Origin of the sequence: Nonomuraea sp. NPDC050394, from assembly GCF_044459065.1 — a bacterium.
In the GTDB taxonomy this organism is placed as follows: Bacteria; Actinomycetota; Actinomycetes; order Streptosporangiales; family Streptosporangiaceae; genus Nonomuraea.
In genome coordinates, this window is record NZ_JBITIO010000015.1 from 208718 (window position 1) to 224667 (window position 15950).

At 70.6% G+C, this 15950-nt stretch carries 17 protein-coding genes and 1 riboswitch; of the genes, 13 read left to right on the top strand and 4 right to left on the bottom strand.

What is annotated here, in order from left to right:
- Positions 1-71: 71 nt before the first annotated feature.
- Together ACIBKY_RS42995 and ACIBKY_RS43000 are read left to right on the top strand one after the other, a co-directional pair.
- Positions 72-1250, top strand: a complete 1179-nt coding sequence (locus ACIBKY_RS42995; RefSeq protein ID WP_397106351.1) for an MFS transporter — start codon at positions 72-74, stop codon at positions 1248-1250.
- Positions 1219-1313, top strand: a riboswitch (TPP riboswitch). Its footprint overlaps the gene before it by 32 nt.
- The gene (locus ACIBKY_RS43000; protein ID WP_397106353.1) at positions 1301-1972 is read left to right on the top strand and encodes a TenA family protein; all 672 of its coding nucleotides are present in this window, start codon (positions 1301-1303) and stop codon (positions 1970-1972) included. It overlaps the preceding riboswitch by 13 nt.
- Here ACIBKY_RS43000 and ACIBKY_RS43005 read toward each other — a convergent pair.
- Entirely contained in the window at positions 1953-2462 is a 510-nt protein-coding gene (locus ACIBKY_RS43005; protein WP_397106354.1) for a hypothetical protein, read from the bottom strand. The two genes, ACIBKY_RS43000 and ACIBKY_RS43005, sit on opposite strands and share 20 nt — an antisense overlap.
- A 71-nt stretch (positions 2463-2533) precedes the next feature.
- Between ACIBKY_RS43005 and ACIBKY_RS43010 the strand changes: the two genes are divergently transcribed.
- Entirely contained in the window at positions 2534-3181 is a 648-nt protein-coding gene (locus tag ACIBKY_RS43010) for a TetR/AcrR family transcriptional regulator (protein WP_397106356.1), read from the top strand.
- 34 nt (positions 3182-3215) lie between these two features.
- Positions 3216-4181 carry a zinc-binding dehydrogenase gene (locus tag ACIBKY_RS43015; protein ID WP_397106358.1) on the top strand — a complete coding sequence of 322 codons (966 nt, stop codon included), beginning with the start codon at positions 3216-3218 and terminating at the stop codon, positions 4179-4181.
- Between the two features lie 16 nt (positions 4182-4197).
- Here ACIBKY_RS43015 and ACIBKY_RS43020 read toward each other — a convergent pair whose 3' ends face one another.
- Positions 4198-5358: a hypothetical protein gene (locus ACIBKY_RS43020; RefSeq protein ID WP_397106360.1), complete on the bottom strand. Its 1161-nt coding sequence runs from the start codon at positions 5356-5358 to the stop codon at positions 4198-4200.
- 30 nt (positions 5359-5388) lie between these two features.
- Between ACIBKY_RS43020 and ACIBKY_RS43025 the strand changes: the two genes are divergently transcribed.
- The 4 genes from ACIBKY_RS43025 to ACIBKY_RS43040 are packed head-to-tail and all read left to right on the top strand — an operon-like array spanning position 5389 to position 9957.
- On the top strand, positions 5389-7326 hold the full coding sequence (locus ACIBKY_RS43025; protein ID WP_397106362.1) for an ATP-binding protein: 1938 nt from the start codon (positions 5389-5391) through the stop codon (positions 7324-7326).
- Positions 7323-7976 (top strand): response regulator, encoded by a 654-nt coding sequence (locus ACIBKY_RS43030; protein WP_397106364.1) that lies wholly within the window; start codon positions 7323-7325, stop codon positions 7974-7976. The genes ACIBKY_RS43025 and ACIBKY_RS43030 overlap by 4 nt, the downstream gene beginning before the upstream one ends.
- Positions 7977-8014: 38 nt before the next feature.
- Positions 8015-8740, top strand: coding sequence for a hypothetical protein (locus ACIBKY_RS43035; protein WP_397106366.1), 726 nt, complete (start codon positions 8015-8017; stop codon positions 8738-8740).
- Positions 8740-9957: a cytochrome P450 gene (locus tag ACIBKY_RS43040; protein WP_397106368.1), complete on the top strand. Its 1218-nt coding sequence runs from the start codon at positions 8740-8742 to the stop codon at positions 9955-9957. Before ACIBKY_RS43035 ends, ACIBKY_RS43040 begins: the two co-directional genes overlap by 1 nt.
- Here ACIBKY_RS43040 and ACIBKY_RS43045 read toward each other — a convergent pair.
- Positions 9924-11132 (bottom strand): cytochrome P450, encoded by a 1209-nt coding sequence (locus ACIBKY_RS43045; protein ID WP_397106369.1) that lies wholly within the window; start codon positions 11130-11132, stop codon positions 9924-9926. The genes ACIBKY_RS43040 and ACIBKY_RS43045 overlap by 34 nt on opposite strands.
- A gap of 219 nt (positions 11133-11351) precedes the next feature.
- Between ACIBKY_RS43045 and ACIBKY_RS43050 the strand changes: the two genes are divergently transcribed.
- Positions 11352-12260 carry a M23 family metallopeptidase gene (locus tag ACIBKY_RS43050; RefSeq protein WP_397106371.1) on the top strand — a complete coding sequence of 303 codons (909 nt, stop codon included), beginning with the start codon at positions 11352-11354 and terminating at the stop codon, positions 12258-12260.
- 38 nt (positions 12261-12298) lie between these two features.
- Here the strand turns inward: ACIBKY_RS43050 and ACIBKY_RS43055 are convergent, their stop codons facing one another.
- On the bottom strand, positions 12299-13258 hold the full coding sequence (locus tag ACIBKY_RS43055; protein WP_397106373.1) for an NAD-dependent epimerase/dehydratase family protein: 960 nt from the start codon (positions 13256-13258) through the stop codon (positions 12299-12301).
- 82 nt (positions 13259-13340) lie between these two features.
- On the opposite strand from ACIBKY_RS43055, the gene ACIBKY_RS43060 reads away from it, so the two are divergent.
- From ACIBKY_RS43060 to ACIBKY_RS43075, 4 genes are all read left to right on the top strand, one after another.
- Positions 13341-13700 (top strand): hypothetical protein, encoded by a 360-nt coding sequence (locus tag ACIBKY_RS43060; RefSeq protein WP_397106375.1) that lies wholly within the window; start codon positions 13341-13343, stop codon positions 13698-13700.
- Positions 13701-13711: 11 nt separating this feature from the next.
- Positions 13712-13936 carry a hypothetical protein gene (locus tag ACIBKY_RS43065; protein WP_397106377.1) on the top strand — a complete coding sequence of 75 codons (225 nt, stop codon included), beginning with the start codon at positions 13712-13714 and terminating at the stop codon, positions 13934-13936.
- A gap of 177 nt (positions 13937-14113) precedes the next feature.
- The gene (locus ACIBKY_RS43070; RefSeq protein WP_397106378.1) at positions 14114-14593 is read left to right on the top strand and encodes a hypothetical protein; all 480 of its coding nucleotides are present in this window, start codon (positions 14114-14116) and stop codon (positions 14591-14593) included.
- Positions 14594-14672: 79 nt separating this feature from the next.
- On the top strand, positions 14673-15263 hold the full coding sequence (locus ACIBKY_RS43075; RefSeq protein WP_397106380.1) for a hypothetical protein: 591 nt from the start codon (positions 14673-14675) through the stop codon (positions 15261-15263).
- The last annotated feature ends 687 nt before the right edge of the window (positions 15264-15950 follow it).

The following is a 15950-nucleotide window of genomic DNA, read 5'->3' on the forward strand; positions in this document are numbered from 1 at the left end:
CATAGACTTGACGTTCACACAATAAAGTGATGATATCTCAACGTTGAGATTATCAATGAGAGGTGATCGGCGTGTCCATCGTCACGCAAGAAGAGGTCTCACTGAAGGAATGGCTGGCCGTGGCGGCCGTGGCCGTGGGCACGTTCGCCATGGTCACCGTGGAGCAGTTGCCCGTGGGCCTGCTCACCGCCATCGGCGGATCCCTGGACATCTCCGAGGGCGCCGCCGGGCTCATGGTGACCGTGCCCGGCCTGGTCGCCTCCGCCACCGCGCCCCTGCTGCCCGTGGCGATCGGGCGGCTGGACCGGCGTACCGTGCTGATCGGGTTGCTCAGCCTGATGGTGGTGGCCAACGCGGTCTCCGTGGTGGCGCCCAACTTCGGCGTCATGCTGGCCTCCCGGTTCCTGGTGGGCATCGGGATCGGCGGCTTCTGGGCCCTCGCGGCGGGCATCGCCGTACGGCTGGTGCCGGAACGTCATGTCGCGCGGGCCACCTCGCTGGCCTTCGGCGGTGCGACCGCGGCGAACGTGCTCGGCGTCCCCGCCGGGACGCTCGTCGGCGGGCTCACCGACTGGCGGGTCGCCTTCGCCGCCGTCGGCGTGCTGGCCCTGCTGGTGGTCGGCGCGCTGCTGTGGCTGCTGCCGAGGATTCCCGCCACCGCCCCCGTCCGTCTGCGCGAGCTGCCGCGCCAGTTCCGCAACCCGGTCGTACGCGCCGCCGTCATCTCCACGTTCCTCGTGGTCAGCGGCCAGTACGCGGCCTTCACCTTCATCAGCCCGATCCTGCAGAACGTCTCCGGCGTGCCCGCCGACCTGATCGGCCCGGTCCTGCTCGGCTTCGGCGTCGCCGGAGTCATCGGCACCTTCGTCGGCTCGTCCTGGAACGTCAGGCGCCGGGTCATCACGCTGAGCGTGACCCTGGCCGTGATCATGCTGATCTTCCCGCTGGCCGGCACCACGCCGGTGACCGGCTCGATCCTCCTGCTGATCTGGGGTCTGGCCTACGGCGGCGCCCCCGTGGCCGTGCAGACCTGGATCCTGCAAGGGGCCGGAGCCTCGGCCGAGGCGGCGACCGCGCTGAACACCACCGTCTTCAACCTGGCCATCGCCTTCGGCGCCGCGTTCGGCGGGATCGTGGCCGACAACCTGGCCATCACCGGTGCCCTCTGGTTCGGCGCCCTCCTGATGGGACTCACCGCGCTGGCGGCTGTTACTGTGAGCGCGCGACGCGGGGTGCCCGCCAAGGGCTGAGATCCAAACCCGTCGAACCTGATCTAGTTCGGACTAGCGAAGGGACTGTCGTGTTCACCGACGACGCCTGGGCCCAAACCGCCGACCTGCTGCGGGCCATCCACGAGCACCCGTTCAACACCGCCCTGGGCGACGGCACGCTCTCCCGTGAGCGCTTCGCCTTCTACATCGTCCAGGACGCCCGTTACCTGGAGGCGTTCGCCAAGGCCCTGGCCACCGCGGCCGTCAGGGCGGCTGACCCGGACGAAATGGCCTTCTGGTCGCAGGCCGCCCACGACGCCATCGCCGCCGAGCGCACCCTTCACGAGGGCTACATCGAGCAGTACGGCCTGACGGCCGCCGACCTGACCGGCGTGCCCACCTCGCCGACGGCCCTCGGCTACTCCTCCTGGCTGCAGGCCACCGCGCTGTCGGCGCCGTACCCGGTGCTGGCGGCGGCGGTGCTGCCCTGCTTCTGGATCTACGAGGACGTCGGCGCCGCGCTGGTCGGCCGCAGCTCCGAGACCCATCCGTACCGCGCCTGGATCGCCACCTACGTCGATCCCGCCTATACCGCGTCGGTCACGCGGGCCAAGCAGATCACCGACCGCCTGGCCGCCGAGGCCGACCCGGCGCTCCTGGAGCAGATGCGCGCCGCCTTCGTGAAGGCGGCGGAGTTCGAGTGGATGTTCTGGGACAGCGCCTGGCAACTGGAGTCCTGGCCTACCGCGAAGTGGCTTTAGCCACCCGGATCAGCAGCACCACCACGGCGACCGAGCCGGCGGTGGTGAGCACGAGCTTGGCCCAGCTGGCGGCCGTCGCCCAGGCGGGCATGGCGTCCAGGGCCGCGGCGACCAGCGCGTGCGTGTCCACGCCGGGCAGCACCGGCTCCAGGAAGCGGGCCGTGAACACCTGGCCGGGAATGATGACGACGCCGAGCACGAGCAGGATCGGCTGGAAGATCCAGGAAAGGATCCGGCCGATCCGCCTGCCGGTCAGGTTGAGCACCGCCAGGGCCACCAGGATGACGATGATCACGATCGCCAGGCCCTCGCTGCCGGCGAAGCTGATGCCGTTCCGGGTCAGCAGTTCGAGAGGCTGGTTCTGGCGGGCCATCTCGGTCTCGGCGGCCTGCTGGGCGGCGGCGCCGTAGAAGGTCACGGAGTAGATCCCCAGCAGGAACGGGACCACGGTCAGTAGCTGGATCACCGCTGCGGCGATGCGGGCGTTCATGGATGTCTCCTCGTTTTTGAACTTAGTAAAACTGTAGGGCGTTGTTGAACTAAGTGCAATACGATGGCCGTATGTCGCTGACCAAGGAGCAGATCGTCCTGGCCGCCGTCGAGGTCCTGGATGCCGAAGGCGTGGCCGGCCTGAACATGCGGCGGCTCGGCGCCCAGCTCGACTCCGCCGCGACCGCCATGTACTACCACGTCAAGAGCAAGGACCGGCTCGTCGAGCTGGCCGCCGACCACGTCTTCGGCGAGATCGGGCTGCCCGATCCGGTCGCCATGGGCTGGCGCGAGGCCGCCGCTGAACTCGCCCGCGGCGCCCACGAGATGGTCGTCCGCCACTTCTGGCTGATCCCGGCCATGAGCACCCACGTCATCTACGGCCCCAACAAGGCCCGCTACGACGAGCACTGCCTGACCATCCACGAGTCGGCCGGGTTCGGCGCCGCCGCCGCCGACCGGGTCGCCGCGTCGATCCTGATGTTCGTGATCGGCGCCGCGCAGGGAGAGGCGGCCGAGTCGGCCCTGCGCGCGAAGGTACGCCGGGCGGGCGCCGACGAGGAGAAGCGGATGGACGAGGCGATGGCGGAGATGATCGAGACCGCCCGGCGCTTCCCCCGCCTGCGGGCCCGCCTGGAACCGGATTACCCCGGCGGCGGCGACGCCTTCGAGTTCGGCCTCTCGTCGCTGCTCGACGGTCTTTTCGCGCGCCTGGCTTGACCTCAACCTTGCTAGAGGTTGAAGAGTAGGGGGCATGAGAGCCATTCACGTGCGAGAGTTCGGCGGCCCTGAAGTCCTGACGCCCGTCGAGGTGCCCGACCCGGTCCCCGGCGCGGGCGAGCTGGTCGTCGACCTGGCCGTCGCCGACGTCATCTACCTGGACACCCTGTTGCGCGCCGGCTGGGGCGGTGACTACTTCCCCCGCGACCTCCCCTACGTGCCCGGCGGCGGCGGAGCGGGCGTGGTGTCGGCCGTGGGCGCGGGCGTCGACCCGTCCTGGACCGGGCGGCGGGTGGTCGCCAGGTCGTCCACCGGGTACGCCGAGCGGATCGCCGCCGCCGCCGGCGAGGTGGTCGAGATCCCGGACGGGCTGGGGTTCCGGGAGGCGGCGGCCGTACTGCATGACGGGGTGACGGCGCTGATGCTCGCCCGGGACGGGGCGATCGGGAAGGGGGAGTGGGTTCTGGTCACCGCGGCGGCGGGCGGGGCCGGGTCGCTCCTGGTGCAGCTCGCCCGTGACGCCGGAGCCAGGGTCGTCGCGGCCGCGCGGGGCGGGAAGAAGCTGGACCTGGCCCGCGAGCTGGGCGCCGAGGTCGTCGTGGACTACTCGGCCGGGGACTGGCAGCAGCGCGTACGCGCGGCCACCGGCGGCGTCGACCTCGTCTTCGACGGCGTGGGCGGCGCGCTCGGGCTCGCGGCGTTCGAGACGGCCGCCGAGGGCGGGCGCTTCATCACGTACGGCACCTCCGGCGGGGAGTTCACCACCATCGACCCGGACCTCGCCGAGCGGCGCCGGGTACACGTCCACAACGCGCTGGAGGCCGGCCCGCCCGAGCAGGACGAGGTCCGCGACATGCTGGCCCGTGCGCTCGACCTCGCCGCGAAGGGCGTCATCACGCCGCGCGTCGGCGCCACGTTCCCGCTGGATCGCGCCGCCGACGCCCACACCTCCCTCGCCGAACGCGCCACGGTCGGCAAGTCGCTGTTGATCGTCACCTGACGCCGGCGGGTGCGGCTCACCGGCGCTCGGGGAACACGATCACCAGGAGATGCCCCACCCCGTCGTCGTGCGCGATCCGGTAGTGCGTCCGCACCCGGTAGCGTCCGGGCCCGGCGATGGCCAGGTTCGGCAGTCCTGACGGCCCCGCCAGCGGATCGTGCACCACGATCGCGCCGGTCGGGCTGAGGTACGCGACCTCCTCGACCCGCTCCCACCCACGCGACTCCCGAGGAGGAGCCTGGCGATACGCCTCGGCGGTGACGCAGACGGGGTAGTCCCCGGCCACGTCGAACGCCAGGCCGTCCTCCTCGGAGTCCTCGAACACCGCGAGCCCGGCTTCTGACAGGATCCGCTGCCTGCCCGCGACCACCGGTTTGATCTTCGGCCGGTGCCTGCCCCGGTCACAGGCCCGCAGGCTGTCCGCCTCCCACCGCTCGAACTCCCGTTCCTGCTCTTCCTCGGCCCGCCGCAGGTCCGCGGCCGCCCTCGGGCACAAAGGGGCGACGAACACGGCGTCCGGCAGCTCGCCCGAGTAGGCGGCACAGGCCGTACGCGCGTGGGCCAGCACCACATGATCCGGCACACCTTGGTACTGGCCGCCGCGCCGGGCCTTGCACACCAGCGCCCGCTCACCGGTCTCCCCGGCTCCCTCGCAGTCGGTGGTGATCGGCCCGGATCCCAGGTCGGCCGCGGGCACCAGGGCCAGCGTCACCACTACAGCCAGGCCGGTCACCCGCCGGGCGTTCAGGAGCCTCCGTCCGGGCGCGCGTACCGCCGCGATCATGCACAACGCCGCCAGCGGCGGAAGCAGGTCGAGACGCGTGAACGCCGACCAGCCCCACATGTCCAGACATCCCGGGCTCAAGAACAGATCCACGAGGAAGCCGAACTGCTCAAGGCCGAAGAAGAGCAGCAGCAACGCCGCCAGCCACCGCACGATCTGCCGGGCGATCCACGGCTCCCACAACCAGCACGTCACCACGACCAGGCCGACCGCCGGTATCCCCGAATACCAGACCAGCGGAACCCACTCCGCGATCGACCGCAACTCTGCGGCGACCACCTGATACAGGCCGATCCCCGCACAACCGATGCCGCCGGAGGGGACGGCGAAGACCATGTGCGCGTGCGTGAGCACCACGGCGACGCCCCACCATAACCACGATCTTGGCGACATGGCCCGACAAGATATCCCTATCCTGGAACGGTGTGGTGGGCAGGCTCGTTCGCGGCCGTCGCGGTGGTGGCGGGACTGTCCTTTTCCTGTACGGCCCGCGTCGTCCTCTGGTTCGTGACCCTGGCCGCGGCGAGCGCGACAACCGTGACCCTGGCCGGCGGCGGCACCCCCGACCAGGTCGCCGGGGTGGCCTTCCTGGCCGCGGGCCTCAGCGCCGCCGGCTGGGCACTGGGCAGGTCGGCACGGGTACGCGGAGCCAGGAGGCGCGCGTTCGCCGCGTACGCCTCGGGTGCGGCGGCGGTGCCCGGTCTGGCGGCCGAGGCCGAGCGGCACCGGCTGGCCGCCGACCTGCACGACACCGCCGCCCACCGGCTGACCGGCATCATGATCGGCGCCTCGTCCGCGCTGCATGTGCGCGATGACCGGCTGACGGCCGAGGCGGGGGCGCACGCCGTACGGGAAGGGCGGCTTGTCGTCGCGGAGCTGACCAGGCTGACCGGGCTCGACTCCCGCGCGGACCACGCGCGTCTGGCCGACCTGGACGCGCTCGTCGCCGGCTGGCCGGAGCGCGGGGTCTCCTACCGCAGGGACGCCGAGGACGCGCCGCCACCGATCGCGGCGCTGGCGGTGCGGATCGTGCGCGAGGCGCTGACCAACAGCCGGCGCCACGCACCGGGAGCGCCGGTCGAGGTGCTGGTCACGGAGCATGGCGGGCGGCTGGTCGTCGCCGTCACCGACCAGGGGCGAGGCGGCGCGTTCGACGCGGGCAGCGGTTGCGGCCTGGCGGTTCTGCGCTCGGAGGCCGCGGCCGCGGGCGGATCGCTGGAGGCGGGCCCCACAGCGGGCCCCACAGCGGGACCTACAGCGGGCCCCGCAGCGGGACCCATGGCGCGCGGCTGGCGGGTGCGTGCCGTGCTGCCGCTCGGCGACGGCGGGCCGCGGCGGGCGCGGTGGTGGAGCGAGCATGTCCGGAACTGGGCGCCGGTGGTCCTGGGCGTCGGGATTCCGGTGGGCGGGCTGCTGGTGCCCGATCCGGGCGACGTTCCGCTGCCGGCCAAGGAGATGGCGCTGCTCGTACCCCTGCTGATCCTGCACGCGCTCCCCCTGCGCTGGCACCGCGCGCGCCCGATCCCCGCGCTCGCCGTGGCCCTGTCCCTCTACCCGCTGATCGAGCTGGCGCGGGTCGCCGGCTGGCCGATCACTCCGGGCGGGGACCTCCTGCTGTGGTGCGGCTGGATCGAGTTGATCATGGTCTACGGCATCGGCGTCGCCCGCGGCCCGCGCGGCGTGCTCGCGCCGCCGGCCGTGGGTGCCGCGATGGGTGCCGCGCTCGCCTGGGGGCCGGGGATCGTCGGGAACGGGTTCGCCGCGTGGGCGGTGCTGAGCGCGTTCGCGCTGGTCCCGGCGGGGGTCGCCTGGGCGGCCGGTGTGCTGCTCGCCGCCGGCGGGGCGCGCCGCCGCGACGGGGCGGCAGCCCGCCACGGGCGGCTGGGCGAGCGGGCGGCGCTGGCCGAGCGTGCCCGCGTCGCCGCCCGGCTGCGCGCGACCGCGCTGCGGCACGCCGAAGCGCTCGTGGCCGCGGGCGACGACCTGCCCGTCGTCGCCGCGCGGTCGCGGGCCGCGCTCAACGCGCTGCGGGACCTGCTCGGCGAACTCCGGCGCCCCGCCGACGACGACCCGCCGCCGTGCCTGGCCGGCATCGACGCCCTCGCCGTACGGCGTGGCGGGCTCGTCACCAGCGTCGGTGAACGGCGCCAGATGCACGGCGCGGTGGAGGCGACGGCGTTCTGGGCCGCCCGCGAACTCCTCGGCCACGACGCCCCGCTCACCGTCACCTACCTGCCGGAAGGCGTAGAACTGTCCGCCCCGGCCGCCCGCGTCACCCACAGCCTGCGCGCGGTCGCGGAAGCGGCCGGCGGCGCCGTGTCCGCCAGAGGTGCCCGGGTCCGCGTCTGGCTGCCGGCATGATCAGCGTCCTGCTCGCCGACGACCACGCGATGGTACGCGCCGGCATCGCCGCCGTCCTGTCCGCCGAATCCGACATCACCGTCGTGGCCCAGGCCGCCGACGGCGCCGCCGCGATCGCCCTCGCCGAAGACCTGCGTCCCGACGTCATCCTGATGGACATCAAGATGCCCGGCACCGACGGCCTGGCCGCCACCCGGACGATCACCACCGCGCTGCCCGGCTCCCGCGTCGTCGTCCTGACCACGTTCGGACTGGACGAATACGTCTACTCCGCCCTGCGCGCCGGCGCCTGCGGCTTCCTGCTGAAGGACGCCGAGCCCGGCCGGGTCATCGAGGTCGTCAGGCTGACCGCCACCGGACAGTCGTTCCTCGACCCCGCCGTCACGGGCCGCCTGATCCAGCAGTTCGCCCGCCACCGCCCGCCCAGCCGTTCCGAGGCGCTCGCCGCACTGACGCCCCGGGAGAACGACGTCCTCGGGGAGGTGGCCAGGGGCCACAGCAACGCCGAGATCGGCGCGAAGCTCGGCATCAGCGCCGCCACCGTCAAGGACCACGTCGCCGCCATCCTGGCCAAGCTCGGCGTCCGCGACCGCCTGCACGCCACGATCTTCGCCTACGACAACGGCCTCGTCCTGCCGGGCGGCGACTAGTACGCTGAAGTGATCGCGCGGTCGCGAGGGAGGACCCCATGGTCTTACGGATCACCGTCACCCTGCTCACTGCACTGGCGCTACCCGCTCAGCCGGGCGCCCCCGGGTTGACCATCAAGGAGAACGCCCACCAGGTCAGAGCCGTCGGCCCCGGCTTCGTCCTGAAACTCACCCCCCACAGACTGTCGGTACGCGTGGACGAGGACCGGTTCGGCGACCCCACCACCGGCAACCCGATCGTCCGCGAGACCATCGACCTGACCGGCCGCACCCTGCGCCCGTTCGTGTGCGACCACGGCACGTACACCATCAGGACCGGCACCTTCAAACGCATGTGGCGGATCTCCCAGCTCGCCAAGCGCCCGCAGCCGTACCCGGACGGCTTCGCCACGGCCGCCCCCGGCCTCTTCACCCCGTTCCTGGGCGAACTGGAAGGCACGGTGACCGACGCCGGAGGCCGCACCCTGCGCTTCCTGATCTCCGACCTCGTCCAGGAGGTCCAGGGCCGGCATGGTTTCGCCGCGACCGCCCCCATCCACGGCTACTTCGTGGACAGCCGGGGAAGGGTCCGCGACCGCATCTCCCTGACCGGCCGCTTCAACATCGGCCGCGACGGCCGCCCGATCTACGGAATCGAGGACCGGGGAACCTGCCGCCAGATCGCCGACCTCCCCTTCGGACCGGGCAGCGAACAGGCGGTCGTCACCGGCCCCCTCTTCGTCCTCCCCTTCAAGGCCCCCCTGACCACCAAGGTCCTGCCGTGATGGACGAGGCGTTCTACGACGATCCGCACTCCCGCTACATCGCCTGGCGGAGCGAATCGCCGGTGCTCTGGATGGAGCAGGCGCCGGGTGGCACCCCGGGCTGGCTCATCACCGGCTATGCCGAGAGCCGGGCCGCGCTGGCCGATCCCGCGCTGTCCAAGGCCAACGCGAACGTCGAAGCCGCGCTCGCCCGGTACGGCGCCCGCCCGATGATCAGCGGCCTGTGGCTCACCCAGAACATGATCAATTGCGATCCGCCCGACCACACGAGGCTCCGCCGCCTGGCGGCCAAGGCGTTCAGCCCGAAGGCGATCGACGCGCTCCGCCCCCGGATCGTCGAGATCACCGAATCGCTCCTGGACGACCTCGCCCGCGACGGCGGCGTGGCCGACCTCATGGCCCGATTCGCCGGGCCCCTGCCGATCACCGTCATCTGCGAGATCCTCGGCATCGTCCCCGGCGAACGCGGCGACTTCGAGGCCTGGACCGACGCGCTCATCGGCCACGCGCCCGCCGAGGAGAAGGCGGCGGCGACCGCCGCGATGGTCGGCTACCTGTCGGCGCTGGTCGCCGCCAAGCGGGCCGACCCGGGCGAGGACATGCTGTCGACGCTGGTCCAGGCCCGCGACGAGGGTGACGCCCTCACCGAGCGGGAGCTGATCGCCACTGCGTTCCTGCTGCTCGTCGCCGGTTACGAGACGACCGTCAACCTGATCTGCAACGCCCTGAACGCCCTGTTCGACCATCCCGACCAGCTTGCCGCGCTACGTGAGGACCCGTCCCTGGTTCCGGGCGCGGTCGAGGAGTTCCTGCGCTTCGACGGCCCGGTCGGTCAGGCGAGCCTCCGGGCGACGACCGCGCCGGTGTCCTATGGCGGCGTCAAGATCCCGGCCGGTGAGGTCATCCACGTGTCCTTGCTGGCCGCCAACCGGGATCCGGCCCGTTTCAACGGGGCCGACGCGCTCGACGTCAGGCGCCCCGCCTCCGGCCACCTGGGGTTCGGCCACGGCATCCACCACTGCCTCGGCGCGCCGCTGGCCAGGATGGAGGCGGAGATCGCCTTCACCGCGCTGCTGGCCCGCTTCCCCGCCTTCTCCCGCGCCCCGGGCCGCCCTCCGGTCTGGACGCGCAGCGACCGCCTCCGGGGACTGCGTTCCCTCTGGGTGGATCTGGGCCCACCCGCTCAGGAACTCACCCCCAGCCGCAGCGGCCGGTAGATCAGCCCGTCGGAGCTCCACCGGACCGACGCCAGATCCTCCGCCGCCCGCAACCCGGGCAGCCGCCCGCTCAGCGCGCGGAAGGCCTCCTGGAGCTCCATCCGAGCCAGGTTCGCGCCCAGGCAGTAGTGCGTCCCATGCCCGAAGGACAGGTGCGGATGGGGCGGGGACGTGGCGAAGCGCCGGATGTCGAAGCGGCCGGGATCGGCGTACACGGACGGGTCGTGGTTGGCGGCCGACGGGTTGGGCAGCACGACGGAACCGCCGGGCACGACCCCGCCGGACAGTTCGAGGTCCCTGGTCACCAGCCGCAGGAGCCCGTTGCCGCCCGACCCCTCGTAGCGGAGGATCTCCTCCACCGCGGGTTCCAGCAGCCCGGGGTACGCCACCAGCTGCCCGTACTGCTCAGGATGGCTCAGCAGGCGGAACACGCCCCTGATGATGATCGAGGCCGTGGTCTCGTGCCCGGCCAGGATCAGCGTGAACACCATGTTGGTCAGCTCGTCCTCGCTCAGCCGGTCGCCCTCGTCGCGGGCCTCGATGAGCAGGTCGAGCAGATCGTCGCCGGGCTTGGCCCGGTGGGCGGCGATGAGCTCGCGGGCGTAGTCCAGGAAGGCGCCGAACTCCGCCGCCCTCGCCTCGGCGCCGGCGTCGGAGGTGGACAGGAACGTCTCGGTCCAGCCGCGGAATTGCTCGAAGCGGTCCATCGGGACGCCGAGCATCTCGCAGATCACCCGGGCGGGCAGCGGCAGCGCGAAGTCGGCCACCACGTCGAAGTCCGTGCCCGCCCGGTCGAGCAGTTCGTTCGCGATGGCCGCGGCGCGCGGGCGCCAGCGTTCGATGTGCCGGGGCGTGAACGTTCCCTGCATGATCCGCCGGTACCGGGTGTGTTCCGGCGGGTCCTGGTTGATGAGGGCGGCGGGGTCGTCGTCCACGCTGGTGCCGCTGACCATCCTGGGCAGGCCGGGAGTCCGCAGGTTCCGGCTGCACGACGGCGAGGTCATCAGGGTGCGGACGTCTTCGTACCGGACGGCCATCACGATCTTGTCGCCGCTGGGCATCGTCGTCGGCTCCAGCGGAGCCTCGGCGTGCCGGCGGGACAGGTCGGGCGAGGGTGCGCCGAGGGGGCCGGGCGGCAGGTCCGGCCAGGGCCATGTGGTGCTGGACTGTTCCATTGAGGTCGCCTCCTGGCGATACGTCCAACGCGCTGAATGGAACGTACGAGACCGTCCGTAGCTGGTCAATCTCTCCAGGTGCTTATGGCGTACGACACCAAGATTAAGAGCCGCGAAATTTCATTCGACAAAGATTGAATGAAGACAACCTTCGCCACTATCTTCATGATCTATATCGGGGGACCGCACCCCCCGAAATGCGCTTTCAGAGAGGTAAGCATGCCCACCACCTGGCCGAAGCTCCTCACGTCCGCGACCGTCACCGCGTTATGCGCGCTCGCCGTCGCGACGATCCCCCAGGTTGCCTCGGCACAGGACGCGAGTGTCCTGGCCGTGTCCCACAAGAGCCCGTTCAACTGCGGAAAGACCTTCAGCGCCAATAACTGGACCCCGAACCACAACCCCGTGGGCTCCATCGACTGGCAGAACCACAACGGCGACGACATCAACGGCGAAACCGTGCGCGCCACCGCCGCCGGAACCGCGTACTTCCGCGACGCGGGCGGCTCCAGTTACGGAAAGTGGGTCGAAATCCGCCACAGTGACGGCAGCAGGACCCGGTACGCGCACCTGTCGAGCATGGTCCGGGGCGCCGGGGGCTCGATGAGCGTCGGCCAGGGCACCGTCATCGGGGCGGTCGGCTCGACCGGCGGCTCCAAGGGTCCGCACCTCCACTACGAGCAGCGGACCTCCGGCGGTGCGATGGACACCAGCCCGACCGTGGAAGGCGTGACCGTTTCGCTGGGCCAGCGCAGGCCCGTCGGCAGCACCAACGGCTGCGGCGGTGGCGGCAACCCGGCCCCGACCAACCCGTACACCCCCGAGAAGGCCTGCGGCGGCGGTTACGCGGTCATCGACTCCGCCGCGCTCACCGGCGGCCGTACCTACCTGCTCTACAACGCGGGCAACGGCAACAACTGCGTCGTGACGATGAAGTCGGCGAACCTCGGCACGGCGTCGGCGGTGTCGGCCTTCCTCGAACCGCAGGGCGAACGCCGTGCCGCCGACTCGGGCAACTACGGCTACTACGCCGGGCCGGTCCGGTCGAACGCGGCCAAGCAGTGCGTCAGGTGGGGCGGCTCGATCGGCAGCAGCGGGTACACCAGCCCGTTCGAACACTGCGGCTGACCTTCTCCGGAGTGGTTCCTCGGAGGCCACTGCCCGGGTCACCGGGGAGTGGCCTCCGCCAGCACGGCCTGTTCCTCGGCCGCCGTGAACCCGCTGCGCAGCGGTGGCTCGCCGCGCTCGCGATCCCACGCCAGGACGTCGGCCGCCGTGGTCTCCAGCGGGGTCGCGGGCAGGCCCGCCGCCCGCGCCTTCGCGGGGTCGCGTTGCTGCGAGGGCCAGTTCGGGCGTACGAGGGGGAAGAACGGCGGCACTGACCCGGGCGGAACCGGCACGATCTCCACCTCGCTGCCCGCCACCCGCGCGCAGGTCTCGATCAGCCCGCCGAGCGTGGTCGGCTCGGCCGGACCCACCGCGTGGAAGGCGCCGGGCCTCTCGTCGGCGAGCAGCCGCACCACCAGGTGGGCCAGGTCGCGCGAGTCGACGACCTGGATCGGCTGCCCGGGGTCCGCGGGGAGCGCCACCCGGCCGCCCTGTGCGGCCCGCCGTACCCAATAGGTGAACATGTCCGACGGGTCGTACGGCCCGGCCACCTTGCCCGGCCGCACGATCGTGGCCCGCGAGCCGTACCTGGCCATGACGTCGTCCTCGCACGCGACCTTGAGCGGACCGTAGGTGTCGTCGTCGAGCTCCTCGGCGTCGCGCAACGGCGGCCTTCTCGGAGTGTCCTCATCCGAGCCAGGTCCCACGCCCGTGCGCTGGTAGACGGCATGGCTGGAGATGAACAGATACCGGCCCACCCGATCTTCCAGCGCCGCCATCGCCTGCTCCACGTGGCGCGGGAAGTAGCCGCTGACGTCCACCACCGCGTCCCACGTCCCGTCGCGCAGCGCCGCGTAGTCGCCGCTGTCGCGGTCTCCTCTGTACCGGGTCGCCGACGGGAACAGCTCCGGCCCGGTCCTCCCCCTGCCGAACAGGCTCACCTCGGCGCCCGTCCGCAGGGCTTCCTCCACGATGGCGCGGCCGATGAAGGACGTGCCGCCAAGAACAAGGATCCGCATGGTCGGCGACGTTACCAAGCTGCGAGGATGGACCGCCCCAGCTTCAGGAGCCTTCATGCGTACGTACGCGGTGATTGCCGCCATGATCGCCATCGCGGCGCTCACCTCATCCTGCGCCGATGCTTCCGCTCCCGCGCCGGTCGTGGCGCCCAGCGCCTCCCAAGACACTCGGATCCCGCCCGTTCCGGGCCCGGAGGCGCGGGCCGGCTACATCCGCGCACTGGACACGATCGACCGGGACATCGTGCACGGCGACGAGGAGAAGGCCGTGGACCGGGGGCGCAACCAGTGCCCATGGCTCCGGGAATGGCCGAAGGTGAAGATGGAGGCGCTCATTCAGGCGAGCAAGCGTTTCACCTCCCCTAACCACCCGAAGGGCTTCGGGGCGGCCAAGGAGAAGGGCATCAACAACGCGATCAAGAAATACATCTGCCCTACCTGACCACACCGGCCATGGCCACCCCCACCGGATGCACGTACCAGATCGGCTCAGGCTCGGCCTCCAGCACCTGCACCGGCGGCACCGGCGAACACCGCATCCACGTCGTCCAGCGGCACTTCTCCCCGGAGGTCGGCCTCATCGCGATCGAGGGCCCGTGGGCCCCCGTGGGATCTGTCTCCTTCACCCGGATCACCCCGCACACGGTGATCAGAGTCTGGGTTGAGACCCGAGGCTAACCTTTCCTGGGTACGGTCTCCGGCATTGCGCCGCTCCTCCCCGCGTGGGTACCGCCCGGTGCGCCGGGCGGCAGGCGATCGGGCACGGCGCCGAGGAAGCTGGACAGCACCGGAGACCGTGCCTTTGGTCGTGGACGGCCGCTTCATGAGTTGAGAACCGACGCTCTCCAAAGGGCCGTGAAGGATGAAGTGGCAAGCACGGCGGGAGCCTGGAGCGGCGGAGCAGCAGCTGTCGAGGGATTTCTCCGGAGGGTCGTCGCCGATATCGGCCGGCTTCCTCACGTTGGAGTTCACCACGCGGAGTACCGGCATTACGGTTCCGGATACGCGTCCTACGTCGACGTGTTCGTGACCAGGCGTGCCGGTCCTGATATCGAAGGGCTGTCCCTGGCACTGTGCCGGCTCGCTCCATTCGCAGCGCTCTTCAGGTCTTCGAGCCTTCATGAAATGCCTCAGCTGTCGCGGGTCGCGGATGGCGATCTCCCGGGATGGAAAGAGGAATGCCGGGAGCTCCGCCATATCCTCGATCGGCACGGCATCGCCTTGCTCGACTCGCGGGTACTCGCCCTGCCCTTGGACCCGCTACTCCGGGTGGAGACGATCCTCGGCGACCCGCCGTACAGGGTGTTCGACGCCTGGTTCCACTGGATCGACTAACCGCGGATGGCCGCCGTGGACCGTTGGGCGGTGAAGAAAGCCGTTGCTGAATACCGGCCGCCCTGCCTACCGTGTCACGATGAGAGAGGCCGATGAGGCGAGCAGTCCCACCCTGTTGTGCATTGTCGGACCACCCGCGGTCGGCAAGATGACCGTCGGCGATGAAATCGCGAAACGAACCGGCTACAAGCTGTTCCACAACCACCTGTCGGTCGAGCCGGTACTGCGATTCTTCGACTTCGGCAGCGAGCCCTTCGGCAGACTGGTCGGAGAGTTTCGCAGGCGAGTGTTCGAGGAAGTGGCCGAGAGCAACCTGCCCGGCCTGATCTTCACCTACGTGTGCGCATTCGACGTCCCGGAGGACCTAGCCGAACTGGACGGCTACGCCACCCCGTTCCGCGACAACGGCAGCAGAATTCTCCATCTGGAACTCTCCGCAACCCAGGAAGTGCGCCTGGAGCGGAACCAAGGAGAACTCCGCCTGGCCGAAAAGCCCTCCAAACGCGACCTCACCCGATCACGACAGCACCTGTTGGACGCCGACGCCCGGTACCGCCTCAACTCGAACGGCGAATTCGACGGCCGGGCGGACTACCTGCGCATCGACAACACCGCCCTGTCGCCAGAAGCAGTCGCGGCACGCACCATCGAACACTTCGGCCTGCCTTGAGACACGGTGGCTCCCCGTATCCAAAGGCATGCCACGCCCGGTGCGGGAAGTACAGCGCGGGTTACCCTGCACCGGCCGACCACGCGCGTCTAACCACACGCACTTTCCACACCCTGTGGACAATGCTTCTGGATAATGCCCGGCCGGCATCGAGGCATGATGCCCACACGCGCTTACCTCTACTGCTCCAGAGCAAGCAGGCGGCCACCATTCAGCGCTACGTCATGCCTGGCCGGGGAAGCGTTCGCCCCTACCTGAAGCTGCTCGGCGGTTTCCCGTACCTGCCGGACAGGGAAGCGATCCACTTCGGGCGCGCCTCGGCAAGAGACGCCCGCCGAATGCACGGCAGACATGGACGAACGCTGCGCCTTCGCCGCCATGTACAGAAGACTCCCCGAGTGCGCAACTGGCCGCAAAACATAGCGGCGAAAGCACGTACCGGCAGATGCCTTTTAGCTCCCTACGGTCTTCTGCAAGTTTGTGCCCTTGTCACCCATAAATGCCGAGCCACTACCTACGGGGACGCACGATGGCGCATCTCCCTCCGTACGCCGGAAATCCTGCGCGGACCAAGAAAGCGGTTGAAGCGACCCCACTCGCTTACGAACGCGACGTCCTGGACATCGCGAACATGACATCCCAAACCTAAGCTGTTCGGCCAATTCTGAGGGCAACGGCATCAGGCCT